24 protein-coding genes and 1 pseudogene are annotated in these 26,330 nt (G+C 44.8%); 14 read left to right on the top strand and 11 right to left on the bottom strand.

All coding sequences use genetic code 11. The features are described from left to right. Positions 1-155: 155 nt before the first annotated feature. Positions 156-613 (top strand): annotated as a pseudogene (locus IEW74_RS11455) (transposase); the annotation flags it as partial. A gap of 77 nt (positions 614-690) precedes the next feature. Here the strand turns inward: IEW74_RS11455 and IEW74_RS11450 are convergent. Beyond that, entirely contained in the window at positions 691-882 is a 192-nt protein-coding gene (locus tag IEW74_RS11450) for a (2Fe-2S)-binding protein (protein ID WP_188665101.1), read from the bottom strand. Positions 883-1,302: 420 nt separating this feature from the next. Here IEW74_RS11450 and nosZ point away from each other — a divergent pair, with 420 nt between their 5' ends. The 10 genes from nosZ (at position 1,303) to IEW74_RS11400 (ending at position 11,789) form a co-directional block, all read left to right on the top strand. Beyond that, complete coding sequence (nosZ, locus tag IEW74_RS11445) at positions 1,303-3,600, top strand: Sec-dependent nitrous-oxide reductase (RefSeq protein WP_188665097.1); 2,298 nt, start codon at positions 1,303-1,305, stop codon at positions 3,598-3,600. 76 nt (positions 3,601-3,676) lie between these two features. Continuing rightward, complete coding sequence (locus tag IEW74_RS11440) at positions 3,677-4,399, top strand: c-type cytochrome (protein ID WP_188665094.1); 723 nt, start codon at positions 3,677-3,679, stop codon at positions 4,397-4,399. A gap of 24 nt (positions 4,400-4,423) precedes the next feature. Next, positions 4,424-5,128 (top strand): c-type cytochrome, encoded by a 705-nt coding sequence (locus IEW74_RS11435; protein WP_188665091.1) that lies wholly within the window; start codon positions 4,424-4,426, stop codon positions 5,126-5,128. A gap of 109 nt (positions 5,129-5,237) precedes the next feature. Then, entirely contained in the window at positions 5,238-6,524 is a 1,287-nt protein-coding gene (locus tag IEW74_RS11430; protein ID WP_188665088.1) for a hypothetical protein, read from the top strand. A gap of 21 nt (positions 6,525-6,545) precedes the next feature. Further along, positions 6,546-7,880, top strand: coding sequence for a nitrous oxide reductase family maturation protein NosD (gene nosD / locus IEW74_RS11425; protein WP_188665085.1), 1,335 nt, complete (start codon positions 6,546-6,548; stop codon positions 7,878-7,880). Further along, the gene (locus IEW74_RS11420) at positions 7,877-8,623 is read left to right on the top strand and encodes a 4Fe-4S dicluster domain-containing protein (RefSeq protein WP_188665083.1); all 747 of its coding nucleotides are present in this window, start codon (positions 7,877-7,879) and stop codon (positions 8,621-8,623) included. Before nosD ends, IEW74_RS11420 begins: the two co-directional genes overlap by 4 nt. Further along, positions 8,620-9,597, top strand: coding sequence for a NapH/MauN family ferredoxin-type protein (locus tag IEW74_RS11415; RefSeq protein ID WP_188665079.1), 978 nt, complete (start codon positions 8,620-8,622; stop codon positions 9,595-9,597). Before IEW74_RS11420 ends, IEW74_RS11415 begins: the two co-directional genes overlap by 4 nt. Before the next feature lies 1 nt (position 9,598). Continuing rightward, positions 9,599-10,465, top strand: a complete 867-nt coding sequence (locus tag IEW74_RS11410; RefSeq protein WP_229734328.1) for an ABC transporter ATP-binding protein — start codon at positions 9,599-9,601, stop codon at positions 10,463-10,465. A 5-nt stretch (positions 10,466-10,470) separates the two neighbouring features. Next, complete coding sequence (locus tag IEW74_RS11405; protein WP_188665076.1) at positions 10,471-10,959, top strand: nitrous oxide reductase accessory protein NosL; 489 nt, start codon at positions 10,471-10,473, stop codon at positions 10,957-10,959. 2 nt (positions 10,960-10,961) lie between these two features. Continuing rightward, positions 10,962-11,789, top strand: a complete 828-nt coding sequence (locus tag IEW74_RS11400) for an ABC transporter permease (RefSeq protein ID WP_188665073.1) — start codon at positions 10,962-10,964, stop codon at positions 11,787-11,789. On the opposite strand, the gene IEW74_RS11395 is transcribed toward IEW74_RS11400, so the two are convergent. Genes IEW74_RS11395 through IEW74_RS11375 form a run of 5 tightly spaced genes read right to left on the bottom strand, consistent with a single transcriptional unit; the run spans position 11,767 to position 15,075 of the window. Beyond that, positions 11,767-12,213, bottom strand: a complete 447-nt coding sequence (locus tag IEW74_RS11395; protein ID WP_188665070.1) for a type II toxin-antitoxin system RatA family toxin — start codon at positions 12,211-12,213, stop codon at positions 11,767-11,769. The two genes, IEW74_RS11400 and IEW74_RS11395, sit on opposite strands and share 23 nt — an antisense overlap. Then, the gene (locus tag IEW74_RS11390; protein WP_188665067.1) at positions 12,210-13,082 is read right to left on the bottom strand and encodes a bile acid:sodium symporter family protein; all 873 of its coding nucleotides are present in this window, start codon (positions 13,080-13,082) and stop codon (positions 12,210-12,212) included. The genes IEW74_RS11395 and IEW74_RS11390 overlap by 4 nt, the downstream gene beginning before the upstream one ends. A gap of 21 nt (positions 13,083-13,103) precedes the next feature. Then, complete coding sequence (gene ubiE / locus IEW74_RS11385) at positions 13,104-13,820, bottom strand: bifunctional demethylmenaquinone methyltransferase/2-methoxy-6-polyprenyl-1,4-benzoquinol methylase UbiE (RefSeq protein ID WP_229734327.1); 717 nt, start codon at positions 13,818-13,820, stop codon at positions 13,104-13,106. Next, positions 13,817-14,389, bottom strand: a complete 573-nt coding sequence (locus tag IEW74_RS11380; RefSeq protein ID WP_188665064.1) for an SCO family protein — start codon at positions 14,387-14,389, stop codon at positions 13,817-13,819. Before IEW74_RS11380 ends, ubiE begins: the two co-directional genes overlap by 4 nt. Positions 14,390-14,400: 11 nt before the next feature. Beyond that, positions 14,401-15,075: a c-type cytochrome gene (locus IEW74_RS11375; RefSeq protein ID WP_188665061.1), complete on the bottom strand. Its 675-nt coding sequence runs from the start codon at positions 15,073-15,075 to the stop codon at positions 14,401-14,403. A 249-nt stretch (positions 15,076-15,324) separates the two neighbouring features. Here IEW74_RS11375 and IEW74_RS11370 point away from each other — a divergent pair, with 249 nt between their 5' ends. The 3 genes from IEW74_RS11370 to IEW74_RS11360 are packed head-to-tail and all read left to right on the top strand — an operon-like array spanning position 15,325 to position 20,139. After that, positions 15,325-17,259 carry a PrkA family serine protein kinase gene (locus tag IEW74_RS11370; protein ID WP_188665058.1) on the top strand — a complete coding sequence of 645 codons (1,935 nt, stop codon included), beginning with the start codon at positions 15,325-15,327 and terminating at the stop codon, positions 17,257-17,259. 5 nt (positions 17,260-17,264) lie between these two features. Next, complete coding sequence (locus IEW74_RS11365; protein ID WP_188665055.1) at positions 17,265-18,578, top strand: YeaH/YhbH family protein; 1,314 nt, start codon at positions 17,265-17,267, stop codon at positions 18,576-18,578. Between the two features lies 1 nt (position 18,579). After that, positions 18,580-20,139 carry a SpoVR family protein gene (locus tag IEW74_RS11360; protein ID WP_188665052.1) on the top strand — a complete coding sequence of 520 codons (1,560 nt, stop codon included), beginning with the start codon at positions 18,580-18,582 and terminating at the stop codon, positions 20,137-20,139. Here the strand turns inward: IEW74_RS11360 and IEW74_RS11355 are convergent. From IEW74_RS11355 to IEW74_RS11335, 5 genes are all read right to left on the bottom strand, one after another. Then, the gene (locus tag IEW74_RS11355; protein WP_188665049.1) at positions 20,136-22,964 is read right to left on the bottom strand and encodes a sensor domain-containing protein; all 2,829 of its coding nucleotides are present in this window, start codon (positions 22,962-22,964) and stop codon (positions 20,136-20,138) included. The two genes, IEW74_RS11360 and IEW74_RS11355, sit on opposite strands and share 4 nt — an antisense overlap. A gap of 84 nt (positions 22,965-23,048) precedes the next feature. Continuing rightward, positions 23,049-23,318 (bottom strand): amphi-Trp domain-containing protein, encoded by a 270-nt coding sequence (locus IEW74_RS11350; RefSeq protein ID WP_188665046.1) that lies wholly within the window; start codon positions 23,316-23,318, stop codon positions 23,049-23,051. Beyond that, positions 23,315-24,751: a metallophosphoesterase gene (locus IEW74_RS11345; RefSeq protein WP_188665043.1), complete on the bottom strand. Its 1,437-nt coding sequence runs from the start codon at positions 24,749-24,751 to the stop codon at positions 23,315-23,317. The genes IEW74_RS11350 and IEW74_RS11345 overlap by 4 nt, the downstream gene beginning before the upstream one ends. Further along, a complete protein-coding gene (locus IEW74_RS11340) occupies positions 24,691-25,386 on the bottom strand; it encodes a histidine phosphatase family protein (protein WP_188665041.1) in 696 nt (231 codons plus the stop codon). The genes IEW74_RS11345 and IEW74_RS11340 overlap by 61 nt, the downstream gene beginning before the upstream one ends. After that, positions 25,379-26,329 carry an NUDIX domain-containing protein gene (locus IEW74_RS11335; protein WP_188665038.1) on the bottom strand — a complete coding sequence of 317 codons (951 nt, stop codon included), beginning with the start codon at positions 26,327-26,329 and terminating at the stop codon, positions 25,379-25,381. Before IEW74_RS11335 ends, IEW74_RS11340 begins: the two co-directional genes overlap by 8 nt. Position 26,330 lies beyond the last annotated feature (1 nt).

Raw genomic sequence — 26,330 nt, 5'->3', positions numbered from 1 at the left:
ATGGGAACCATGGATACCTCCATTGTAGGCCGTTTTTGTAGCTATAAATAGCCTACTCCCATCACCTTATACTTGTGAATCAATAACTTAATAAATCCCTTATCCCGAATCCGCGTTAAATAAGCGCAAAGCTAGGTATTTAGTCCCGGAGTGTGATGGAAGGCAAGGAAGCCAGCCCCACACCCCACGGCAGGTGTTATCGACAATCAAAGCGTCAAAACCACAGAAAGCGGTGGGGTTTCAGGTTATGATTCCGGCAAGAAGATCAAAGGACGCAAACGCCATATTCTCACCGATACGCTGGGCTTGATGTTGTTTGTTCTGGTGCATGGTGGCGATGTTCAGGACCGGGATGGCGCACCGGACGTGTTCAGGGCCGTTCGATATCGTTTCCTTTGGCTGCGCCATGTTTTCCAGAAGGCGGCTATGATGGTGAAAAATTACGCTCTGACAAGGCTGAAGGCTTTGAAGTCTTACACCGCGTTGGGTGGTGGAACGCACCTTCGCATGGCTCAATCGCTGTCGGCGGTTGGCGAAAGATTGGGAGAAATCAATTGAAAGCGCAACGCCATGGGGCAATATCGCCAGCATCAGAGCTCTGGTTCGAAGACTGGAACCTATTGTTGTGTCAATTAAACTTTTGAATCGGGCTCTAAGTAGAGGGAGTAGTGATTGTACAGAGAATGGGGATTATTCCGCTGCAAGCAGTTGCTCAGAGGGGGCAATTTCTTCTTCGATGACATCGCGCATGCAGCCAATGCATTGTGCGCAATCAGGTTTACAGCCATATGCCTTAAATATGCGACCAACCGTGTCTGCACCGCCTTTTACGGCGTTACGTACTTCTTTTTCGCGCAAGCCATTACATACACAGACGTACATTGAAAAGTCCCTCCCGATATGGATAGGGAGAATATGGTGCAATTGATAATGAATGTCAATACTAATGATAATCATTATTAAAATAGTCGTCTTTCAATCCTTTTTGACACTTTTTAAATTGGTTATCGTTTGTTTCCTTTGAGGTTAAGCATCGGAGATGCGGTGGATATCTTAAATCGAGGGAGTCGTGTGTAAAGACGACAATCGCGAAGGGGAAGGGATGAAAGTGAAAATTAGAGTTTTTAAAAGTATAAGATAAAACAGCATTTTAATGAGCTTTTTTCTTTTTTTGACCAACATCAATTTAGAACTTGGGGCTGAGATGTAGCTTACTTCCATACACCTGTTTGCATGAGCATTCTGGGTGGGGGTGTGTTTGGATTTTCCAAACATGTATAACTATGGAATCGAGGTGGCTCCATGATTCAAAAATTTGGGAAGACTCTGGGCTTCGCTGCTTTAGCTCTTGGTATGGGCTTGGCATCGTCTCAGGTCGCAGCGCAGGACAATCTTGAGAAAGTCATGAAAGAACGTGGCTTAACTCAGAAAGATGTTTTGGCTGCTGCAAAAACTTATACTCCGACTGGTGGTCGTGACGAATTTGTCGCGTTTGCTTCTGGCGGGCAAAGTGGTCAGGTAATCGTATATGGTATTCCGTCTATGCGTATCCTGAAGTACATCGGTGTGTTTACGCCGGAACCGTGGCAAGGTTATGGTTTTGACGATGAGTCAAAAGAAGTTCTTGCGCAAGGTCGTATCAAGGGTAAAGACATCACTTTCGGTGATACTCACCACCCTGCGATTTCAGAAACAAATGGCGAATATGATGGCAAGTTCCTCTTTATCAACGATAAAGCGAACCCGCGTATTGCTGTAATTGATTTACATGATTTCGAAACAAAACAAATTGTTGTGAACCCGATTCTGAAGTCAGAACACGGTGGTGCATTCGTATCTCCGAACACTGACTACGTTATCGAAGCCGCACAATATGCAACTCCGTTGACGCACGATTATGTGCCGTTGTCTGAGTTTAACGACAAATATCGTGGTGCTGTAACTTACTGGAAGTTTGACCGTAAGAAAGGCCGCATCGACGAGTCTAAATCTTTCTCTGTTGAATTACCGCCGTACAGCCAGGATCTTTCCGATTTCGGTAAAGGCCCGTCTGATGGTTGGTCTTTCACCAACTCTTTCTGTACCGAACGTTACATCGGTGGTATCGAAAATGGCCGTCCTCCGTTTGAGGCAGGTTGTTCTCAGAAAGATACCGACTTCGTTCACATGGTTAACTGGAAAAAAGCAGCTGAACTGGTTGCTGCCGGTAAAGCCGACAAAATTAATGGACATGATGTTCTGTCAATCGATACTGCCGTTAAAGAAGGCATTCTGTTCCTTATCCCGGAACCGAAATCTCCACACGGTATGGACGTAAGCCCGGACGGTAAGTTCTTTATCGTTTCCGGTAAACTGGACACGCATGCTTCTGTTTACAGCATGGAAAAAATCTTCAAGCTGATCGAAAACAAAGATTTCGCAGCTAAAGATCCGTATGGCATTCCGATCCTTGATCTGCAAAAGTCTTTGCACACACAAGTTTCTGTTGGTTTGGGCCCGCTTCATACACAGTATGACTCTACCCCTTGTGTTGTTTACACATCTATCTACGTAGACAGCCAAGTAACCAAGTGGAACTACTGTGAAGGTAAAGTTCTGGACAAAATCTCTATCCATTACAACATCGGTCACTTGATGACTATGGAAGGCGATTCTGTTAAGCCGCAAGGTAAATACCTCGTTTCATTGAACAAACTGGCAATTGACCGCTTCCAGCCGGTTGGCCCGCTGCACCCGCAGAACCACCAGCTGATCGACATTTCCGGTGATAAAATGGAACTGCTATACGATATGCCGCTTCCGTTGGGTGAGCCGCACTATGCGGTTGCCATTAAAGCGGACCGTCTGAAGCCTGTTAACCGTTACAAAGTTGGTTGGAACAGCCGTAAAGACGAAAAATCTGCATATCGCGCGCGTCCGGGCCGTGAGAAAATCGTTGAAGAAAACGGTGTTGTTCACGTCTACGGTACTTTGATCCGTTCTCACATTACACCCGAGATTGTTGAAGTAGAAGAAGGCCAAACTGTCTCCTTCCACCTGACAAACTTGGAACGTGCGGAAGACGAAACTCATGGCTTCGCTGTGAACGAGTACAACGTCAACCTTTCTGCTGAACCGGGTAAAACTGTTTCTGCAACATTCGTGGCTGACCGTGCTGGCGTATTCCCGTACTACTGTACTGAGTTCTGTTCAGCTCTCCACCTGGAGATGCAAGGCTACCTGTTGGTTCGTCCGAAAGGCACGAAAGCTTCTGGTGGTGCAGTTGACGAAGGTCAGACTTACACTCAAGATGACTACACCAAGCAAGTTAAAACCAACAACGATACGCAAGCCGTTATCGACAGTGTGGTTGCTTTCATCACTAGCCGTAACTTCAAAGATTTCGCACCGGTTGTTGCACTTGTAGAAGATGCAACAGACCAGTTGAACTTCGCTGCTGATGCGAAGAAGAAATCTGAAGATTATGCTGCGAAGAAAGATTTCCACAACGGTACACTGTGGGCACAGCAATGGTTCCAATACCAGGTTAAAGCTGCAGACATTGGTCTGCGTGCGAAAACTTACCTGGAGCAGAACGGTGCTGTAGAGGTCAAAAAATAATTTAACCTCGACTTTTGGGGGTGGTCGGCGACGGCCACCTCCTATTTTCTTTAATACTTTTATTTGGAAGACGGTTATGAAATTATTCATCAAAACCACTTCAGCCTTGATTGCGCTTGGGGTTTCTGCAAGTTTTGCTATTCCCGCAGCGCATGCTTCCGCCGACAAGGTGATTGAAGTTGCTGCTGCTGAAAAGACGAAAAAGAAGAAACATCCGGGTCAAAAAGTATATATGCGCAAAACCTGCATGGCATGCCATGGTAAAGGTGGTGCAAAAGCTATTTTAGATTACCCAAATCTTGCCGGTCAGAATGAAAAATATCTGGTTGCACAGATTACTGATATTTTGAACGAAAAACGCGTTGCCAGCCCAGATGCCAATGGCAAACCCCGCACCGAAGGCATGCGTGGCGCTTTGGTGACTGCGGAAGGTGAACATCGTATTTCCGCAGATGAAATCAAGTTGGTTTCGGAGTATCTTGCGGAGCTAGAACCCGCAGCACCGAAAGCACCGAAAGAGCCGATTTCGGCAGAAGACCTTGAAAAAGGTGAGAAGCTGTACAAAAAGAAAAAATGTCAGACCTGTCATGGTAAAGAAGGTACTAAGCCGACGAATAAAGCGTATCCTTACGTTGCAGGTCAGAAAAGCGATTATATCGTGAATCAAATGACCGACATCAAAGAAAAAGTTCGTACAAACTCTAAAAGTAAGATGATGTACTCCTTCGTTAAAAAGTTAACAGACGAAGAAATCAAACTGATCGCGGACTACCTGTCTCAGGTTGACCGCACGAAATAACCCCTCAAGTAAATGGAGTATTCCATGTCTATTAAGAAGACCGTATTGTCAGCTGTACTTGCTGGCCTGATTGCATCGCCTGCAATGGCTTGGAACGAAGGTGGCGGGGAGCAGGACTCTGCATTGCACCTGACACCGGACCGTGAAAACGGTATCGAAGTTTATGAAGTTTGTTCCGCCTGTCACTTGCTGGAAGGTTGGGGTACTGAAGACGGTACATTCCCGCAGCTTGCTGGTCAGCACTTTGAAGTAATCATTAAACAGCTGGCTGATATTCGCGCCGGTAACCGTGATAACCCGACAATGTATCCGTTTGCACTGGAAAGTGAAATCGGTGGCCCGCAGGCCTTGGCCGATGTTGCTTATTACATCTCACAATTGCCGATGAACCCGGACAACGGCAAAGGCCCGTGGGAAGAAGGTACACCTGAATTTGAAAAAGGTAAGAAACTTTATGCTGATAACTGTGTGCGGTGTCACGGTGAACAGGGTGAAGGGATGAAAGATAAATTCTATCCTTTGATTCAAGGCCAGCATTACAAATACATCATTCGTCAGTTCGAATGGATCCGTGATGGCAAACGCCGTAACGCAAACCCGGACATGGTGAAACAAATTGCAGAATTTAGCGATGAAGATATGGCATACGTAATCAACTACGTTTCCCGCCTGTCTCCGCCGAAGGATAAAGTCGCACCTCCGGGTTGGCAAAATCCTGACTTCGAGTAAGCCAGTAACGTTTAAGAACCCGGTTTTCTCCATTTAACCGGGTTCTTTTAAGTCTATTTTAATTCGAAAAATGTCATATTTAAGTGATTCTAGGGAAGGCAGTAACCCAATGAATGACGAACAACAAGCTAAACGCGGATTGATTGCAAGAGGCCTGACGGTTGTCGCGCTGATTTTGATCGCCGTTCTCTATTTTCAACCGACTTGGTGGGTGGCGCTTGAAGCACCACAGTACCCACCGGAAGCTTTCCCGGATGGGGTGCGTATCAATTTCCATACAAACGGTGTCTTTAATGGTTGTCGTGCCATTAATAGTAAAGAGGTTATGGAAACGGAAGTTCTTGATTGTGTCCATGAAATGGATGCCATTAACCACTTTGTTGGTATGTATCCGATTGCATCAGGTGGTGTGGTTGAAAAAGGTTTTTCTCAATTCCTTTTCAGCATGCTGGGTGTCATGCTGGTTGGGTTCTTAATTTTTAAATCTCGTATTCGTACGATTGTTATGTCTGTTGGATTCGTTGCGATTGGCGTATGGATGTATATGTCCTTCTATACCGCTAACGGGATTGCCTTATTGAATTCCGGATATGTGAGTGCTCTGGTTGTCTCTCTTGGACATGGGAATGAAGAAGAGGGTGAAGAATTAAGCCCGATTATTTCAAAACTCAAAGAGTCTTTGATGGATAGCGGCGAAAGCAGCCTTGCAACACGCGAGGAAGTTAATGATACCCTTGAACGTAGTGGTCAAACCGAACTGATTGGTATTTTGGCAAAACTTCACAAAGGCAGTGAAGAAGCTAAGCCGAAGTCTCTTAAAGAAATTTTGGAAGAAGCTAAGAATAAAGGCCATCGCGGGAAAGAAGCTGATATTGAAGTGTTAAAAGCTTCATTTGAAGCAGATCAGGCACGCCAACCTTTTGCAGCACGAGAACAATGGACCGGTTCATTACAACAGGTCATGTTCTGGCATTATGAAAAAAGCCTGGGCCGTTGGTTCAATAACCAAGACGAAATCCGTCCTCTGGTCGCAACGATGACGACTGTTGGAACAATTGTGTTCTGGGGTGTTATTGCGGCAATGGTCTTTATGGTTGTTGCAACGGTCAAGAACGGTAGTTTGTTCTATTGGCTACTTCCCGGTATTCCTGCGTTACTGCCGGTATTCTTTCTGATTGAATACGCCGGTTGGCTCTGGTGGTACGGACATAGCCTGAACGATATGGGCGCCTTTACACTGAAACCCTTCATGCCGACGGTGTTTGGTCAAGGGAAGGTTGCGCAATTTACGACATTGTCATATCCGTCTATCGGGTTTGGCATGATGCTCGGCGTTCTGGTATGTATGCTGCTTGCGATGTTGTTGCGTAGAAAGCACATTATTGAAGGTGAGTAGCGTCGCATATTGTGAGGAGCGATGATTAAGCACTGGAAATATTTGACGGTAATGCTTGTGGTGGTCTTTTGGACTGCTACAGGCGTTGCCGCGCCGACCCTTCAGGAACTTATTAATGAGACCGAAGAGGGTGGCCTTCTTGTACCTCCGCCGGGGGTGTATAACGAAAATATTAAGATCACCAAGCCGATTACGTTGGAAGGGCAGGGGAAGGTGACAATTGATGCCGGTGGTGTTGGCACGGCTTTAATTATTGAAACAGATGGTGCAAACGTTAGCGGGTTAACAATTCAAAACTCGGGTGTTTTGCATAACGATGTTGATGCGGGTATTCATGTCCGTGGTAAATATAATGTTATTAAAGACAACAAGATTTTAGATTGTTTGTTTGGAATTGATCTTTCACAATCAAATAACAACCTTGTGAAACGCAACCTTTTCATATCTAAAAAGCTTTCTTTAGGCTTGCGTGGCGATGCGGTTCGCCTGTGGTATAGCTTTGACAACGAGATTACGGACAATGAAATTGCCGACTCCCGTGATTTTGTGGTGTGGTATAGCGCGAACAATGTGATCGCACGTAATGATATTCGCAATGGGCGTTACGGCATTCACTTCATGTATGCCAAATATAACCGGGTAGAAGATAACAACATTCACAAAAATACAGTCGGAATTTTCCTGATGTATAGTGATGATGTGGTTATTCGTGGTAATAAAATTTATCACGCACTCGGGGCTGCTGGCATGGGTATTGGAATGAAAGAATCTTCCAATATTGATGTTGTGGACAATGAAATTTTATACTCCAGTACCGGTCTTTATTCGGACGTTTCGCCGTTTCAGCCAGATACGACAAACCGAATTTATCGAAATACGCTTGGCTTTAACCGGATTGGTTTGAACTTTCTGAATGATTGGAAAGGGAACATTCTGAAAGATAACATTTTCCGCGACAATATCCGTCAAGTCTCCGTCGCCAATTTTGCCAGTGCTGCACGTAATGTGTGGGAAGGTAATTATTGGGATGATTATCAAGGTTTTGACAATGATGGTGACGGGTATGGGGATACAGCCTATCAGCCACAGGTTTTTGCGGATCGTGTTTGGATGGATGTGCCTGAAACGGCATTTTTCCTGGGGACGCCCCTGTTGTCTTTGGTCGATTTCTTGGAAAGGTTAGCACCTTTTACCCAACCTTTGACCATGCTCAAGGACGAGAAGCCTCGTTTTAAGCGAGAATTCGAATATGTCACGGATGAGAAAACCGGCCAGATTGCCGATGAGGACGCCGGGACAACTGGCTATGACCCCTTTGGTCTCAGCAACCCAAAAATTGGGACAACAAATCAATGACGAAAAAAGTGAAACGCAACCCGAATAGCCCGGCGAGTAAACGTGCGCGACGCGAATTTTTACGTGCTGCCGTTGCCGGTGCTGGTGTGACGGGTGTGGCTCTTGCAGGATGGTTTCCTGTCTCCAGTCATGCCGATACACGATTGCGCCCGCCTGGTGCAATCGCAGAAAAAGAATATCTGGCCTCCTGTATTAAATGTGGTCAATGTGTTCAGGTTTGTCCGGTTGAGGCTTTGGTGCTTGCCGATGCGCCAGATGGTTTTGGTCTTGGGGCACCTTATGTAAATGCACGCGAGCAAGCCTGTGATTTTTCGTGTGATGCGGTGCAATGTGTATTGGCCTGTCCAACCGGGGCATTGAGTCACGATATTGATAAAAAAGAACAAGTGAAAATGGGCAAGGCTAAACTTGTTCGCCCGGATGCCTGTCTTGCCCGGCAAAATAAGGGCTTTACAGGACAGGCGCGTGGTGCCGATTTTGAGGGGCTTCATCGCTATACCGAGGTGGATCGATGGACACCGATTAAAGTTGCTGATTACGATTATGATTTGGAAATTTGTGATCTTTGTGTGCGCGAATGTCCCATCAAAGATGCGATTGAACTGGCCCCAATGGAAAATGGTCCCGGTAAAACACCGGTGATCAAAGAGGCCTGTGTCGGTTGTGGTATGTGCGAAATGATATGTCCGGTAGAACCTGCCTGTATCGAAATGGAAGTTAATCCGATGGGGTCGTCAGCATGAAACGTCTTTTGAACTCATTGAAGTTGATGCTGGGGTTGGCACCAACTCGTCCTGCCAAGGAAACATGGACGCAGCAAGCAAAAGAAATGCATGCCTACAAGAAGTCAGCAGAGCAAGTTGCGGTTAGGCGTGAAGCGATTAAAGAAGAATTGGCTGCCGGGCATTCTTCAAAGAAATGGAAAATTCGCCGCTGGATTTCCATTATTACTATTAATTTACTCTTTGTGGTCTCGTATCATTTTGATGTTCAATTGGTCGAAGGTGCTTTGACAGCATCACGCTTTGTTGGCTTTCATATGGCGGATTTGAACTCGGCCTTACAGGTGACACTTGCCTATAAACATATGGTGGTGAACCTTGTGATCGGTACGGTGACAGTCTTTTTACTATGGTGGGCGTTGGGGGGGCGAACCTTTTGTTCATGGGTTTGTCCCTATCACTTGGTTTCCGAACTTGGCGAGATGCTGCACCTCAAACTGGTGAAAATGGGATTGGTGAAAGATCATCCGCTTGATCGGCGTTTACGTACAGTTCTGTATGTGATTTTTGCTTTGCTAGCCTTTATTACAGGATATACCGTTTTTGAAACGATCAATCCTGTGGGTATTCTTAGCCGTGCTTTCACATATGGTGCGTCCTTGGCCCTGTTATGGATCGGCGTGCTGTTCTTGGTAGAAGTTTTCTATTCACGCCGTTTCTGGTGCCGCTATGCTTGTCCGATCGGTTTGACATATGGCTTTGTCGGTTCGATTTCCCCGGTTCATATCAATTATAATTTGGAAAATTGTTTGCATGAAGGGGAGTGCCGTAAAGTGTGCCTTGTCCCGCATGTTTTGGAGATTACCAAGATGGGATATGCCGACGATGTTAAAATTCAGGTCGGTGCCGATTGCACCCGTTGCGGAATGTGTGTAGATGTATGTCCAACGCAAGCTTTGACTTTTAAGGTCAAAGGGTTGGATGGGATGCTTTGATATGACTAAAACGTTGATCGACGTTAAAGATGTTACCAAGGTTTTTAAAAAGCAAAAAACACTGGATAATCTCTCGCTTACGATTGAACTGGGTGATCGTATTGCCTTGGTTGGCTCCAACGGGGCTGGTAAAACGACGATTATTCGTTGTCTTCTTGGTGAATATACCTTTGATGGAGAAGTCTTGTTTGACGGGATGGATCCGCGAAAAAATCGTGAAGATGTGTTGGGGCGGATTGGGTTTGTGCCGCAAATTCCGCCGCCTCTACGCATGCCAGTTCATGATTTGGTGAACTATGTCGCAAAAGCCTGTGGTACAGATACCACGCAAATTTCTGAAATTGCCACACGAATGGGTTTGGACATTTTTGAAATTGAAAAAAAGCCCTTTATGAAATTATCGGGCGGTCAAAAACAGAAACTGTTGATTGCAATGGCGTTGGGTCGCCCTTGTGACTTGTTGGTCTTTGATGAACCTACTGCCAACCTTGATCCGGCTGCACGGCAGGTCTTGTTTGATTTATTGGCGGAACGTTCTGATAAATCGATGATTATATCTTCACACCGTTTGGAAGAGGTCGCCGCCCTTGTGAACCGGGTTGTGGAAATGGATCGTGGCCGTATTGTGCTGAATGACCATGTTGAGGATGCTGTTGGAACTGCTGGACGCCTACAATGCCGTGTGGTTATTTCAAAATATGTCGAGGCCTTTGAAAAAACGATCTCGGAATGGAACTTCACCAGTCAGGATAAGATGGAATGGGTCGGTGAAGTCGGCGGACCGGATCGTTTACGGTTTTTGGGAACGCTTTCCAGATATGTCGGCCTTGTAAAAGCCGTTCATATGGATGAAGCTGGAAAGGCATAATAATTATGAAAAAATGGTTCTGCCTTTTCGTGCTTCCTTTTTTGCTTTTGGCCTGTAATGAAGAAAAAACAGGTCCGGTCGATGTGCATTATGACCGTGATATGTGTGAACGTTGCCGTATGATTATCAGTGAACCCAAATTTGTCGCTCAGGTCCGTGGTGGTCCGAACAAACAGGTTTGGAAATTTGATGATATCGGGGACGCTGTTACATGGTTAAACGACAAGCCGTGGGCCGGAGATAAAGAGACAGAAATTTGGGTGATGGATTATACCAGCGGGACACAGTGGGTGGATGCCCGCAGCGCGTATTTCGTACCGGGGTATTTGTCGCCTATGGCCTATGGTTTTGCAGCATTTAAAGCGGAAAGACCGATGAGCGTTGACTTTAAAACCATGCTGGAGAAGGTTTTGAAAAAGAAAATTACGATCAATTGCGACCCGCTTGATCCGCAACATTCCAAGTTAATAAACAATAATAAACGGAGAGCCTAGGCATGGCTGGTTTATGGTTAACCGCAAAGCTGGATATTTCAGAATCCCTTCGGGCCAAGTGGTTCTTTTTTTATGCGCTGATTTTTGGTGGTCTGGTTGTCGGGCTGCTGGTTTTTGGTGTGACGGAATCCCGCATCATGGGGATTACGGGGTTGTCGCGACTGTTGGTTACATTTATCCAAATTACGATGGCGATTTTGCCGATTTTTGTGCTTCTTTCCACAGTACGTTCCTTGGCAGGGGATCGCGAAGCCGGTGTATTTGAATACCTGCTTGCTCTGCCTGTCACCTTGGGGGGATGGTATTGGGGTAAATTTCTTGGGCGTTTTATCGTTGTCTTTTTACCTGTCTTTATCGCGATGTTTGGTTCTGTCCTCTATGGGCTGGTTGCAGGACTTGATATCCCGTGGTTCCATTTTATTTACTACACATTATTGGTGATATCGGTTTCAGCCTGTTTCCTTGGGATCGGGTTTATGACATCAAGTTTGGCCCGTTCAACAGATGTATCGCAAGCGGTTGCGTTTTTGACATGGTTGTTGATGTTGCTGTTTCTTGATTTGATTTTGCTGGGCTCAATTATCAAAGCACACGCCCCGCCGGAAACCGTTATTGCAATTGCACTGGCTAACCCGCTGCAAACGTTCAGGACTGCCTCTATGATGCTGTTTGATCCTGAATTGATTTTGTTAGGCCCATCGGCTTATGTGATTTTGGACACTTTTGGTCATGCGGGGTATATGGCTTGGTCTGTGCTTTATCCCATTGTACTGGGTGGATTGTCCGCAAGCGTTGGTTTCTGGGTCTTTAGGCGAGGGGATTTGCCTTAATAAGGTATTCAGCGCGTTTCAAGAAAGCTCGTTCTGTTTGTTGGGCAATGTCACCCAATATGGCATGAACGAGCTTTTCTAGTATCGGGATACGGCTTTCAAACCCAATTTCAAAAAAAACGTCGGTTTGGTCCTCATCTATGGGGGTGAATTTCCATAAGACATCTAACTTTATCCGGTCTTTCGGGTCTGCCATGATGTGAATGGATTGCTCTGGCTGTAATTGCGCAAAAGTGATGAATTTATAACTGACAGGTCCCCATCGATATAAATTTTCGACACGCCAGCCTGTTGGTGATTTTTCTTTAATACGTGCAGCGATGCAATGCGGTAGAAAGGTTGGATAATTTTCAACGTCTGCCGCAATTTGAAACAGCAGGGCAGATGGGTAAGGGGCGACGAGCTTGCGTTTCTCCCTAATCATTTACAGGTAGATGTTGCTGTTGTTGAAATCGTACGGCGGATAAACCAAATCAGTGCAGCAGCACTTATGTTCATGGTTAAGGCATAGATAATTGCCGGGACCATCAATTTGGAATCCCCCATGACATTAATCGCAATAAAGATGGCGAGTGCAACATTTTGTAGTCCGCATTCCAGACTGATTGTTATACTGTCTGCGGGAGGGCTGCTGCATATACGTGCGCTGTAAAAGCCCAAAGTCATTGTGATTATATTCAACAAAACCATAAAGAGGCCAATATCAAAAAAATGCTGCGCGATATTGTCCTTGTTGGCGATAAAGGCACCCGCAACAATAAGTACAAAAATCATGGTGGCGAGTGCGCGGACTTTGGGTTGGGCTTTTTGACAGAAGGAAGGGTATTTGGCGTTTAGAAACATTCCAATGGAAATTGGCAAACCTGTGATTAAAAAGATACCCGCCACAACCTGATTAACAGGCATATATATTTCGCTACGGCCGTCCAGCAAAACCATCTGGGAAAGCCCTAAAATAATAGGCACAGTGATGATGGAGGCAAGGCTTGTCACTGCCGTCATGGAAACGGATAAAGCCCCGTTTCCACCAGCTAGAACCGATAACAGGTTAGAGGTAATGCCGCCAGGGCAGGCGGCCAAAATCATAATGCCGAAGGCAAATTCTTTAGGGCCTGTATAAAATAAAGCAAGGGCAAGGCCGATTAACGGTAACAGCACGATCTGATTACCTAAACCAACCAACAGTGATTTTGGATGCCGAGCAATCTGTTTGAAATCATCCACGCGCAGACCTATACCGACAGCAAGCATAATAAAGGCGAGGCCCATTGGAAGTAGCTGTTGTATGGTCATGTCGGCTTTCCGTTTGCGAAGTTATTTGTTGCCCGTATGGACCGCAGCAATCCCGAAAGATAGATTTCTGTAGCCCACATTTTTAAAGCCACATTCGACCATAAGGGAAGCAAGAGCCTGCTGGTTTGGAAATTCACGTATGGACTGGATCAAATATTGATAAGCTTCTTTTTGTCCGGCAATCATTGCTCCCAGTTGCGGAATAACATGTAAGGAATACGCATCGTAAAGGGGTTTCAACCAAGGGGCGGCTTCTGAAAATTCCAGACATAAAAACCGACCCTGTGGTTTCAAAACACGATGAATTTCTTTTAGGCCCGTATGTGGGTCCGACATATTGCGCAAACCAAAGGCGATGGAAAGAGCATCTATGCTGTTATCCGCAAAAGGCAAGGTTTCACCATAAGCTGCGACCCATTGAATAGGTTGTTTTTTTTGTTTGCCGGCAGACATCATGCCAACGCAAGGATCACAAACAATCGATTTTGCCCCACGTTTGGTAAACGCAGCCGCCAAGTCACCCGTACCACCTGCCAAATCAACAACAGTTTCCCCATATTGAGGGGCGAGCATGGAAACGCAGGAGTGTTTCCACAGGCGATGTATTCCCATACTCATAACATCATTCATTATATCGTAACGTGGCGCGACGATATCAAACATGTCGCGCACTTCTTTACGATGTTGATCCTGTTGTTCTGTACCTTGGGTAAAGCTTGTTGAAGGTGTGTTGGTCACTGATTTGCTTCCAGGATTTCCAGAATACGTTTGGCAATTTCTTTACCGGAAATCCCATGTGCGAATTTGGTAATGAAAATACCCGTTGGGCTCATAAAATAAAGACCTGCACTGTGATCAATCAGGTAAAATTCATCCTCTTTTCCCTTGCTTTCGGGGGCAATACTGTATTTGACTTTGAACAGGTCGGCCGTGCGTTTGATAATGGCCTCAGGACCGGTTAAACCAATGATTTTGGGATGAAAGTTTTTGACATATTCACGCAAGACAGTTGGTGTGTCGCGTTTTGGGTCAACGGAAATGAAAAGGGGTTGGATTTCTTCTTTAAATCCTTCTGTTTTTTCAAGGATATCCATTGCATCTGCCACGTTGGATAAAGATGTCGGACAAACATCGGGGCAGAAGGTATAACCAAAAAAGATGAGACGGAATTTACCGGTGAAATGTTGATCTGTTACAACCTCATTGAAGTGGTTGTTCAATAGCCAACGTCCCCCAATGGTATCTTCTGCATCCGCGCTTGTGCTAAAGGCTAAGAGTGCGAGGATAAGCGCCAGTATTTTTTTCATTATGTACTCCGTTAATCATCCAGAATGGAAAGGAAGGCGAGAATGTTGTTAATATCATTGTCAGAAAGGTCTGCGAATTTGACTTCCCAGTCTACATGTTGACGCGTCCCTTTTTTGAAATCGTGCATTTGCTTTTTTAAGTATTGTGTGTACTGTCCACGCAGGCGTGGTTTATCGGTACGTCCAACCCCGTCTCTTTGATGGCAAGCACGGCAGGCTTCCATGTAAATTCGCTCCCCTTGATTAATATTTCCCGGGTAGCGCCCGATTTGTACGATGCTTTTGCTTTGGCGTAACCGTTCCAATCCGTCAATAACCTCGGAGGACCGTGGAAGCTGGGTCGGGAGGTCTATTGCAGCAAGATAATGGGTGATGTCATGCACATCTTGTTGAGAGAGTTCCCGGTCATTGGCATAAGGCAACATAGGCAGGTTAATACGTTCCCTAGATTTGAAGGATTCAATCTGGCGGGTCATATATTCTGGCGTGAGGCCCGCGAGACGTGGGTATATACCGCCTTTTCCTCCTTGTCCTTTGCGTCCATGACAGCCAGCGCATAATTCATTGATATCTTCTGCATTTTCAATGTCATATGTTGCTGTTTTATCATGTGGAACATCAGCATATCCGCCAAGTGGGTATAACCCCAGCATGACCACGCTGAAATGCCAAAATTTATGCAACATAACCATTTGCCTGCTTATCTGACAATTTTCTCATACTTCTGTCCCAGATTAGGGAATGCAGCATTGATCTTAATCAAAATTAGCTTGTCCTAAAACATCGTTTTTTTCTTTTTTTATAATTGCATGCATTGAAACGATAAATCCAATCCCCACCTCAATAGTAGGATATGAATTCAATAACTAAGACGTGCGAAGCGTGTTGACGGACATTCCTAAAAACGGTTCGCGCCGAGAAAAAAGGAACGTGTCATGGAAGTCTTCGACTTATATTCCGAAATGTATGCGAAGGAACGTCAGGAAGAGCTGTCTCTGCAGGAATACCTGTTGGGCTGCCGTGACGACCCGATGATGTATGCCTCAGCAGCCGAACGTATGGTTATGGCGATTGGGGAACCTGAATTGATTGATACCAATTCCGACCCGGTCTTGGGACGCATATATCAAAATAGGACAATCAAGGTTTATCCGTCTTTTAAAGATTTTTATGGGATGGAAGAAACCATTGAACGCATTGCAGGTTATTTCAATTATGCCGCGCAAGGTCTGGAAGAAAAGAAACAGGTGCTTTACCTGCTTGGTCCTGTCGGGGGCGGGAAATCTTCAATTGCAGAACGTTTGAAAGCATTGATGGAAGAATTTCCGATTTATGTACTGAAGGCAGGGGATCAAGTCAGTCCGGTTTTTGAATCGCCTCTGGGATTGTTTAATCCGACCAAATTCGCGGATTTGTTTGAAGATAAATATAATATTGCCCGGCGTCGTTTAAACGGTTTGATGTCCCCTTGGTCAGCGAAACGCCTGCAAGAATTTGACGGGGATATTTCCCAGTTTACGGTTGTCAGAATGATGCCGTCGAAACTGCATCAACGCTGTGTTGCCAAGGTTGAACCCGGTGATGAAAATAATCAGGACATTTCAACGCTGGTAGGCAAAGTTGATATTCGCCAACTTGAACATTTTAGCCAACATGATCCTGATGCCTATAGTTTTTCCGGTGGGTTAAACCGGACAACACAAGGGATTATGGAATTTGTTGAAATGTTTAAGGCGCCGATAAAGGTCTTACACCCCTTGTTAACGGCAACACAGGAAGAAAACTATCTGGGAACGGAAAGTTTCGGTGCCTTTCCTTATCAGGGCATTATCCTTGCCCATTCTAATGAAAGTGAATGGGTACAATTCAAGAACAATAAAAACAACGAGGCCTTTCTGGACCGGATTTGTATTGTGAAGGTTCCCTATTGCCTACGGGTGAGTGAAGAAACCAAAATTTATAAAAAGCTTTTGGAAAATTCGCAGTTGGCCACGGCGACTTGTGCACCGGAAACTTTGCGATTAATGGCTCAATTTTCTGTACTGACGCGATTAAAACCGCATGACAATTCCAACCTGTTCTCAAAAATGCGTGTCTATGATGGTGAAAACCTGAAAGATACGGACCCCAAAGCACGCTCGGTACAGGAATATCGGGATATGGCTGGTGTTGATGAAGGGATGAACGGTATTTCGACCCGCTTTGCCTTTAAAGTACTTTCTCAGACGTTTAATTATGATACGGCTGAAATTGCGGCTGATCCTGTACATTTGATGTACGTCTTGGAGATGGCAATCAAGCGGGAGCAATTTACCAAAGAGAAAGAAGAAGAATATCTGAACTTCATTAAATCCGAACTGGCCCCGCGTTATGCCGAGTTTATCGGCAATGAAATTCAACGGGCCTATCTGGAATCTTATTCAGAATATGGTCAAAACCTGTTTGATCGCTATATCGCCTATGCGGATGCGTGGATTGAAGAACAGGATTTTAAAGACCCGGATACGGGGCAGATGTTCTCTCGTGATATTCTGGATGGAGAGCTTTCCAAAATTGAAAAACCGGCAGGGATTGCCAACCCTAAAGATTTCCGAAATGAGGTTGTGAAATTTGTTTTGCGCGCAAGAGCAAACAATAAAGGCAAGAACCCGCTTTGGACCTCTTATGAGAAACTGCGGGATGTGATTGAAAAACATATGTTCAATCAAGTCGAAGATTTGCTTCCTGTGATCAGTTTTGGCACCAAAAAAGATGGGGAAACTGAAGCCAAACATGGTGAATTTGTCGAAAGGATGAAAGAACACGGATATTCCGAACGTCAGGTCAGACGACTTGTAGAATGGTATATGCGCGTTAACAAAGCGGGGTAATTGCGATGCGATACTTCGTTGATAGACGCGAGAACCCGAAAGGCAAAAGCCTCGGCAATCGTCAACGCTTTGTAAAACGGGCACGTGCCCGCATTAAGGAAGTTGTTGATAAGTCTTTGAAAGATCGGAGCATCAAAGACTTGGCAACGGGTGAGAAAATCACCATTCCAACCAAAGGGATTGAAGAACCCAAGTTTTTCAATGATGGGCGAACAGGTTCAAAAAACCGGGTTTTTCCCGGTAATAAAGACTTTATGCCGGGTGATAAAATAAAACGTCCTGAAGGGGGTGGTGCCGGGGGACGGGGCAAGCAAGGTTCAGATGATGGCGAAGGCCAAGATGATTTCAGCTTTACCCTGACACGGGATGAATTTCTTGATTTGTTTTTCGAAGACTTGGAACTGCCTGATCTTGTAAAAAAATCTCTCACAGATGTACGAAATTTTCAGACAAAGCACGCAGGATATCGAACATCGGGGACGACATCGAATATTACGCTTGTTCGTACGATGCGCCAGTCCTTAGCGCGCCGCACAGCCCTGAAACGTCCGAAAAAATCGGAAATTGAGGAACTTGAAGCTGAAATTGCAGAATTGGAAGCCAAGTCCCGTCTTGGTGTGAAGCAAAAAGAACGGCTTGAAGAATTAAAAAATCTGTTGATTAAGAAAAACCGAAAACGCCAAGTTGTTGGTTTTATTGATCCTATTGATGTGCGCTATCATGCGTTTGAAAAAGTCCCTCAGCCAAATTCAAAGGCCGTTATGTTTTGCCTTATGGATGTTTCGGGTTCTATGGGGGAACGAGAGAAAGATCTTGCGAAACGTTTTTTCCTGCTACTGCATTTGTTTTTAGACCGACGTTACGAATATACCGAGATTGTCTTTATCCGTCATACGCATATTGCACAGGAAGTAGACGAGGAAACCTTCTTTTATGGACGTGAAAGTGGGGGAACTGTTGTGAGCCGTGCGTTGGAAGAAATGAAGAAAATCCAGCGTGAACGTTATCCAACGGATATTTGGAATATTTACGCGGCACAAGTTTCTGATGGTGACAATACAACAGGTGATTCAGGAACATGTATTTCATTGTTGAACAACGATATTTTACCTGTGGTTCAGTATTACACCTATATCGAAGTGGTTGATGTTCAGGAAATGGAAATTGTTCGTAACGGGGAAGGTGGTTCCGATTTATGGAAAGCCTATCGTCAAGTTCGTGATGGTTGGCCAATTTTTAAAATGGGGAAAATTTCTCAACCCGGTGATATTTACGGGGTCTTTAGGGAATTGTTTGCCAAAGACCTGAAGGGGGCCTGAAATGATAGAAGAAAAAACAAAGCCTCTCTTTGAACGTTCAGAATGGACGTTTGATATTATGAGTGAAGTTTATGATGCGATTGAAGAGATTGCGCATAATGAACTTCATTTGGACACGTATCCCAATCAGATTGAAGTTATCTCGTCAGAGCAAATGTTGGATGCCTATTCCTCCATCGGTTTACCTTTGATGTACAAGCATTGGTCGTTTGGAAAACGTTTTGCACGTGATGAACATAGCTATCGACGCGGGTATTCTGGGCTGGCTTATGAGATTGTCATCAATTCAAGCCCCTGTATCAGCTATAATATGGAAGATAGCTCAATGGCGATGCAGACCTTGGTTATGGCGCATGCGGCTTTTGGGCATAATCATTTTTTCAAAAACAATTATTTGTTCAAACAATGGACCGATGCCGAAGGTATCCTTGAATATCTTTCTTTTGCCAGAGATTATATTGCGAAATGTGAAGAACGTTATGGCATTGAACGGGTCGAGGAAATTTTGGATGCAGCCCATGCCCTGATGGATCAAGGTGTTTTTCGATATCGTCGCCCCCCAAAGCTGTCCAAAGAAGCACTACGTAAGAAAGTACAGGAAAGAGAAGAATACGAGGAAAGAAGCTATAACGATCTTTGGCGCACTGTCCCGGCAGCCCGTGAGACAGTCGCAGAACTGGATGAATGCGAGATTGAACAAAAAAGACGGCAGGAAATGTTTAAGCTGCCAGAGGAAAACCTCCTTTATTTTTTGGAAAAGAATAGCCCCAATCTAAGAACATGGGAGCGCGAAATTTTGCGCATTGTACGCAATATTGCCCAATATTTTTATCCGCAAAAACAAACGAAGGTGATGAATGAAGGCTGCGCAACATTTGTTCATTATACGATTATGAACCGTCTTTACGATAAAGGATTGATAAGTGAAGGTGCGTTGTTGGAGATGTTGCACAGTCATACAAGCGTTGTCTTTCAACCTGATTTTGATGATCCCCGCTACAACGGCATAAATCCGTACGCACTTGGCTTTAATATGATGATGGACATTAAACGCATTTGTATGGAACCCACAGATGAAGATCGTGATTGGTTCCCGGCCATTGCAGGCAATGGGGAATGGCGTGACACGCTGTTGGATGCATGGGCCAATTATCGTGATGAGTCTTTTATCTTACAATATCTGAGCCCCTATCTTATGCGTAAGATGAGGCTGTTTTCCATTGCAGATGATAGTAAATCTCCGACATTGGAAGTGGGCGCTATTCATAACAAATCCGGTTATCGTCAGGTGCGAAATGCCTTGGCGGAAAGTTATAACCTCTCTTTACAAGAACCGGATATTCAGGTGGTTGACGTAAATATCAGAGGGGATCGAACTCTATTCCTACGCCATCGATGCAAAAATAGAATTTTGCTACATGAACAAACAAGGAATGAAGTTCTTAAGCATTTAAAACTGTTATGGGGATATCACATCGTTTTAACCGGGGTAGAACAGGAAACGAATGAAGAACTTTATTGCGCAACGACCCGCCCACAGAAAGAAGAAGCTGTCGTCTAAGGTTTTCTGCGGTCTTTTTGTATTCGTCGGTCTTCGCCCGTCCGTCGGTTATTCAGGCTTTTGGGTGGTGAGAAGGTCGTCAGAAGCTTATCAAACTCAGCCGGAGGAACGGGTTTAGAGTAATAATACCCTTGCCCGATATGGCAATGAATAGATTGTAAAAAGGTTTCGTGTTCTTCTATTTCTATGCCTTCAGCAACGACCGTTAATCCCATATTGTCCGCCATATCCATAATGGTGCGGGCAATGGCGGCATCATCCGGATCAACATGAAGGTTTCGCACGAACGATTGGTCAATTTTTAAAGTATCCAGTGGAATACGCCTCAGGTAGCTGAGGGATGAATACCCGGTTCCAAAATCATCAATAGCCGTTGTAATCCCAAGGTCGCGTAAGCTTTTGAGTATCCGCATTCCCTGGTCAATATCGCGCATCAAGGAACTTTCGGTGACTTCCAGTTCTAGATTGGTGGGGTGAAGGCCGGTTTCTTCCAGAATATCTTGAATGGTTTGAGGTAACTTTTCTTCATCCAGCTGTCGGCCAGACAGGTTAACAGCAACTTTTAAATGACGAGATGCCCCTTGATTGATCCAGTTTTGCGTATCGTAACAGGATCGACGTAAGACCCATTCGCCAATGGTAATAATCTGTCCGGTTTCTTCTGCGATAGGAATGAACTTGGCTGGTGAAATGAAGCCCAAATCAGGATGGATCCATCGGATAAGAGCCTCCATACCACGAATATGACCGGTTGAAAGATCAATCTTAGGTTGGTAGTACACTTGAAGCTGGTCGTTTTCCAAGGCAAGCCGCAATTCGCGCTCCAGCATATCGCGTTCTTCCGCTTCGGCTTCCATCGCTTTGGTATAGAAAAGGTAATCGGCGTTTTCTTCTTGGCGTGCAGCAAAGGCTGCCATACCAGCGTTCTTTACGAGACTGGATGGGTTATCACAATCCATTGGATAGCAACTGACACCTATTTTACACCCAATGACGATTTCATTGTCCTCGATAAAAAAAGGTTGGCTAATAGTTGCGATAATGGATTCGCAAATTTCTTTGGTTGATTGTTCCAGAGCCAGTTCATTAAGAATAGCAACAAATTTACCACCCCCCCAGCGCCCGATTATATTGTTATGTCCGATGGTTTCATTGAGACGGATTGCGACTGCGCCCAATACCTGATCAACCATTTGATGACCGAAAAGATCATTTACCCGGTTCAGCCGTTCAAGTGTGATGAACAATACACAACAAACACATGTTTCGCTTTTATCTTCTGTAATTCTTTCTAGGGTTTTTAAAAGGAAATGACTATTGGGCAGTTTGGTCAGGGGGTCATGGTTGGCAAGAAATGCCAGTTCTTCATGGTCACGTTTTTGCAAGGTGACATCACGAATAATGGCGATATAGCTTTTTTGTTCACCAAAGTGCATAGACTTAATCGACAAGTCGATATTGATTTCTTTACCGGATATATGCAAGCCGACAGCTTCTCGTGCCGAGCAATCTTTTAGTAGTATTTCTTCATTTTTTGTAAAATTATCCGGGTCGTTTTCGAAGCGCACAAGGTCCAGCAAGTTTTTATGGATTGCATCGTCACTGGAAAGTCCAAAGATTTTAACGGCGGAATTGTTGAAAGACTCGATATTACCTTGTTCATCCATTGATATAATGGCATCCGGGGCATTATCGACAATGCCGCTCAGGCGTTCTTCGCGTTCCAATAAAGCTTCGGCAGAACGTTTTTGTTTACTGACATCAACAGCTTCAATCAGATAAGTTTCGTTCAGTTCGCTATTCATATGAGCGACACGCAGAACGACATCAAGGAGTGTCCCATCTAATGAATGAATTTTAAGGGGTAAACGTTCATTCATTTCGGCAAGTTCGCCTAAACTGCCGTCAATGATGGAAACGTAATCTATATCAACGATGCTGGCTAAGGGCCTGCCGATGAGAGAACCTTTTTGCCGATTGCTATTTAATTTTTCTTCACAACTGGGATTTGCGTAAATAATAACGCCATCGCTTACTATAAAAATTAGATTGGAGGACATTTCCACCAAACTCTTATATTGGCGTTCGCGTTGTAGAAGAGTCTCCAGTGCACTTTTTTGTTCAAGATGGTCAATGGCTTGCAGGAGATATGTGTTGGGGCATTCTTCAGGAATGGGAGTGACCGTCAGCAGGGCATGAATTTTGTCATTTCTGTTGCCCTTGAATTGGACTTGCAGTCGGTCTTGGGTTTCAGCAAGTTCCGGTAAGGATTCTTCGATGAATTGCGCACAATCATTATGGGCGATGAGGGAAAGTCGCTTGCCGATTAAAGTTCCTTGCGAAATATCCAGAGTATTTAAAGCTGTCTTATTGGCATATGTGACGACACCGTTTGTGACCGTTAAGATGATATCTCGAGAGAGGTCTAGCAACTTTTTGTAGTGCGCGTCCTGTTTGTTTTGACCCCATGCCGTTCTGGTGAGTGGTTTTGTTTTTAAAAGGTTGGAAAGCCGGAGCTTTACAAAATATGGGTCAAAAGGACGAATGAAGACTTCATCAAATTCTTCGGCAAGAAAACTGAACTGATCGTAACTTATCCCTTTTGGGGCAATGGTGACGAGGGTAGGGCGGGCCGTATTGTCGAATAAATCCAAACATTCATCGGCCAATTGGGCATCAACGATAATCAAATCTATTTTGGAAAAGTCGCTATCAATATCAAGGGTCGGGGCTATCTTGAAATTGACGATACCTATTTCTTGCAGGCAAATGACAATGTCACTTGGTTCTGATTGATCAATCAAAATCACATTATGTTGGTTCATTGTCATTTTTTCTCGGCCAAGAATTTTTATGAATTCATAGTGCCACACGGAGAATAGGGCTGACAACAACCTTTTGTTATATGGTTATCTACCTGAGATTTTAATATTTTTCCCACTTTCAATCTTGGTTTCCCCTTGCCACGAGATTTTAATGTTTAGGCGGTTTTGGTTATCTTCTTTTGAGGCGGAAAGTTTAAGGTGCAATAAACCTTTAGGTTCCATCGTTAATGAGGCGTTGCCATCTTCCATGACAATTTTTCCATCTGAAATCGCGTTTGTCAGTGCGTTTAGGAGCGTGGCAATCGTTTTTGAATCCTGCAAAGATTCATGTTTAAATCTTTGATCATCTTTCATTGTTTGGTCTTTCTCTTTGCGTGTTTTTTCTGTAAATGCAATAAAGTGCTGTGCGGTGCAAATAGCTTGATATGCGGATAATCGCTGGATAAACCCAATATTTTCCCTTTGGGATGGATAATGGTGACAGCGGCACCGCGTCCGCGTATTTTTTCGTTGCGACGGGTATGACTATCTAAACTTGCATCACATTCAAAATTGAGCACACCTTTACGAAGGGCAATCCGTTGGCCTGAATGTAAATTTCGATGCCCATGAATAATCGCACTTATACCTGCACGCCGGACATGCCGTGCCCCTTTGTTTGTAAAGGGATGATCCACATTTCTATATTTTGTTCGCACTGTGTTGCATAAGGGACTGTAATAAAAATCGAAAGGGGCGCCTTGAAGGGCCTGCTTAAATATTCGATTTAAATCTTTGACGCCAATGCCTGATAGTTGTTCAGCCACTTTGTTATCTAAGCCGGCATGAATAAACAGAAACGAACCAGACTTAAAGGCAAGGCGCATTTGTTTGTAAAACCAATGGAATTCCCCTTTCGGTAATAAAAATAACTCTTGCCATTTGAGGGCAGCGGCATAAACCTGACGTAAGTTCAATCCTGCTTTTTCACATTTATCTTCGAAAGTATCGTACTTTTTCCTGATGCGGGTGAGTTCACGTTCAATTTGATGCGAAATTAAGTGTGGTTCTGCAAGATCGGGGAAACGATTGAACCATTCCCGCGATGGATAGAGCATTTTTTTACACGTGCGTTTATTTGGGATATGTTTCAGTGAATCTGCTTCCTGTAAGTATTCGGTCCAGATTTCTTTGAGTAACGGAATTATTTTTTGCCCGGTGCGAATGAAAAAATGTTCATTTTTCGGTGTTTTATGTTTTCCGATGGCCTGCATACCAAATAGAACCCGAACATCGTGATTTCCCGCAAGGACGCGAACGCGCGCGCCTTGGTCTTTTAGATGGCGAATTGTCCGTAATAATCCGAGGCTGCTTGGCCCTTTATCAAAACAATCACCACCGATGATAAAGTTAGCTTTACGCCCACTTTCATTCAAAGAAAAATCAGTGGGCTTTGGTCCGTTTTTTTTAATGCAACCGGATAAGACCAACGAGGCGGCAAAAGCATCGGGGTCGCCATGCAGGTCGGACAGAAAAATATGTTTTCGTTTGGGCCAAACCCATGCATTTGTTTTATTTAGCTCTTTTAAAGTCGTCATCAGGGACTTTTCGTCGGTACAATCATGTGCAAGAGATTTTGCACCACCTTCACACCATTCGACGGTTTTGCGTGGCAGACGGACATTGAGCCAGGATTTGCCATGATAGCGTGGTAGGAGAGCATGTTTAGAATGTTGATGCATTGTCTTTAATCCGAATATTCTTCTTTTTGTTGGCGGATTTTCCATTCTCCACATACGTGAAACCATGTGCCATTCTCATCATAGGATAAAATAACAGGTTTGGCGTGGTACATACTCAGTTTGGCTATATCTTCAAACGTCAATATGCCAAGGAGATGCGCTGCATGTCGAAAGGCAGCGCCATGACCAACAAATAGCTTGGCGATTGGCTTGTCAGAAGTGTTCAGGGGAAGGTGGTTTAAGACGAGTTTGATATGATTGGCCACACGTTCGCCAGCCTCCATCAACGATTCAGCACCTTGCAAGGGAAGGCGGTAATGTGAGTTTGACTTCCAATCGGCAGGTGGGTTCTCAAAACGTGGATCGACATTAAGCACTTGTTCGATCTGTTTAACGGTTAGGTTTGCGGCACTCCCCAATTGGCGTTCGCTTAAATGATCACTGCTTTTTATATCGTCAAAACAATCCAGTGCCTCGCATATGACGTCTGCGGTTTGCCATGCACGGAGCTGACTGGAACATTCAATAACCGGATCCAATTGCCAATTATATTGATCGGCAAAGCCCTTAAGCAAGCCAACTGCATCTTGTGCCTGTAAGAAACCCTGTTCATTCAGCGGGAAAGGTTGTAACGCGCTGGGGGTGTCGTTTAACTGGTGATAATCACCATGTCGAAGGAGGATAGCAACAGGGTTAGTCATGCTGAATGCCTTCCAGATAAGCAGGGAGCTTGCCTATGATGTCAGCGAGGGCAGGGGTATTCACCAATTCAATTGCAGCCGCAAGGGAAACCCATTTTCTCAGGCGATGACTTTCTTCCCATTCGTGTGGCGCAAGTTCATGGGTGACAGCCATTGGAAAAATCTGTACATCGCAGGTCGCGTCCCATTTTTCGTAGCTGTAACGCCCTAAAAGAAAATCTGCGACAAGACCTTTCACACCGGCTTCTTCGCGTGCTTCATTTTCGGCGCTTTCTTGCGCATTCATACCGGGGTCGTGAATGCCTTTGGGTATGACCCAATGTTTACCACTGCTGGATGAAATGAGCAAAATTTGAAGTTCGCTATCAACAATCCGATAGGGAACAACGCCGGTTTGATTGTAATAATAGGCAGGGCGTATGCGTTGTTCAGTACCGCCCGAACCATTAAAAGGAAAGGTTTCAGGCAGGCTTGCCCCTTCAATAATATTGGTGCAATGGCAGCGTGAAATATCTTTCCAACTTCCGTCAAATTGCAGGTGAACCAAGGTCGCCGGGGCCATTGCCAAGTAATGATTGCTCAGTTGTCCAACCAGCATGGATAGACCGGGGTTATGGGCCACGACCATAAGGCATTCAACACTATTGGGTGTCTTTGCGATGGCACCGCGTAAATCAATCGGCGCGGCGTTATAAAGGCGCGGCACATTGGCGATGATCTGTGTGGATAATCCGGCCGATTTGCAGGATTTTGCGGCTGTGGTACGTGCCCGTTCGGCAGGGGAGGCAAGGATCAATTCCGGTTGCAAGTTGTTTTCCTGCAACCAAACACCGATACGCTGAGCATTGCGTTTCCCTTTGTTTTTTAACTCGCGATAAAAATCACCTTCCGGGTGTGTGTTTTTTGTATGCCCATGTCGCAAGAGTAACAGGTTTTTGACCATC

It is taken from the genome of Terasakiella brassicae (assembly GCF_014641495.1).
GTDB classification, from domain to species: Bacteria; Pseudomonadota; Alphaproteobacteria; order Rhodospirillales; family Terasakiellaceae; genus Terasakiella; species Terasakiella brassicae.
The sequence above is the reverse complement of the archived record's forward strand: the minus strand, read 5'-3'. Positions and strand labels throughout refer to the sequence as shown.

Bases quoted from the DNA above. Each gene is read 5' to 3' on its own strand.
- IEW74_RS11375 (WP_188665061.1), bottom strand. From the start codon at position 15,075: ATGTTGCATAAATTTTGGCATTTCAGCGTGGTCATGCTGGGGTTATAC.
- IEW74_RS11340 (WP_188665041.1), bottom strand. From the start codon at position 25,386: ATGACTAACCCTGTTGCTATCCTCCTTCGACATGGTGATTATCACCAG.
- IEW74_RS11360 (WP_188665052.1), top strand. From the start codon at position 18,580: ATGATAGAAGAAAAAACAAAGCCTCTCTTTGAACGTTCAGAATGGACG.
- IEW74_RS11390 (WP_188665067.1), bottom strand. From the start codon at position 13,082: ATGACCATACAACAGCTACTTCCAATGGGCCTCGCCTTTATTATGCTT.
- IEW74_RS11440 (WP_188665094.1), top strand. From the start codon at position 3,677: ATGAAATTATTCATCAAAACCACTTCAGCCTTGATTGCGCTTGGGGTT.
- IEW74_RS11435 (WP_188665091.1), top strand. From the start codon at position 4,424: ATGTCTATTAAGAAGACCGTATTGTCAGCTGTACTTGCTGGCCTGATT.
- IEW74_RS11420 (WP_188665083.1), top strand. From the start codon at position 7,877: ATGACGAAAAAAGTGAAACGCAACCCGAATAGCCCGGCGAGTAAACGT.
- IEW74_RS11370 (WP_188665058.1), top strand. From the start codon at position 15,325: ATGGAAGTCTTCGACTTATATTCCGAAATGTATGCGAAGGAACGTCAG.
- IEW74_RS11415 (WP_188665079.1), top strand. From the start codon at position 8,620: ATGAAACGTCTTTTGAACTCATTGAAGTTGATGCTGGGGTTGGCACCA.
- IEW74_RS11410 (WP_229734328.1), top strand. From the start codon at position 9,599: ATGACTAAAACGTTGATCGACGTTAAAGATGTTACCAAGGTTTTTAAA.
- IEW74_RS11430 (WP_188665088.1), top strand. From the start codon at position 5,238: ATGAATGACGAACAACAAGCTAAACGCGGATTGATTGCAAGAGGCCTG.
- IEW74_RS11405 (WP_188665076.1), top strand. From the start codon at position 10,471: ATGAAAAAATGGTTCTGCCTTTTCGTGCTTCCTTTTTTGCTTTTGGCC.
- IEW74_RS11450 (WP_188665101.1), bottom strand. From the start codon at position 882: ATGTACGTCTGTGTATGTAATGGCTTGCGCGAAAAAGAAGTACGTAAC.
- nosD (WP_188665085.1), top strand. From the start codon at position 6,546: ATGATTAAGCACTGGAAATATTTGACGGTAATGCTTGTGGTGGTCTTT.
- IEW74_RS11350 (WP_188665046.1), bottom strand. From the start codon at position 23,318: ATGAAAGATGATCAAAGATTTAAACATGAATCTTTGCAGGATTCAAAA.
- IEW74_RS11365 (WP_188665055.1), top strand. From the start codon at position 17,265: ATGCGATACTTCGTTGATAGACGCGAGAACCCGAAAGGCAAAAGCCTC.
- IEW74_RS11335 (WP_188665038.1), bottom strand. From the start codon at position 26,329: ATGGTCAAAAACCTGTTACTCTTGCGACATGGGCATACAAAAAACACA.
- nosZ (WP_188665097.1), top strand. From the start codon at position 1,303: ATGATTCAAAAATTTGGGAAGACTCTGGGCTTCGCTGCTTTAGCTCTT.
- IEW74_RS11400 (WP_188665073.1), top strand. From the start codon at position 10,962: ATGGCTGGTTTATGGTTAACCGCAAAGCTGGATATTTCAGAATCCCTT.
- IEW74_RS11355 (WP_188665049.1), bottom strand. From the start codon at position 22,964: ATGAACCAACATAATGTGATTTTGATTGATCAATCAGAACCAAGTGAC.
- IEW74_RS11380 (WP_188665064.1), bottom strand. From the start codon at position 14,389: ATGAAAAAAATACTGGCGCTTATCCTCGCACTCTTAGCCTTTAGCACA.
- IEW74_RS11345 (WP_188665043.1), bottom strand. From the start codon at position 24,751: ATGGTTTCACGTATGTGGAGAATGGAAAATCCGCCAACAAAAAGAAGA.
- IEW74_RS11395 (WP_188665070.1), bottom strand. From the start codon at position 12,213: ATGATTAGGGAGAAACGCAAGCTCGTCGCCCCTTACCCATCTGCCCTG.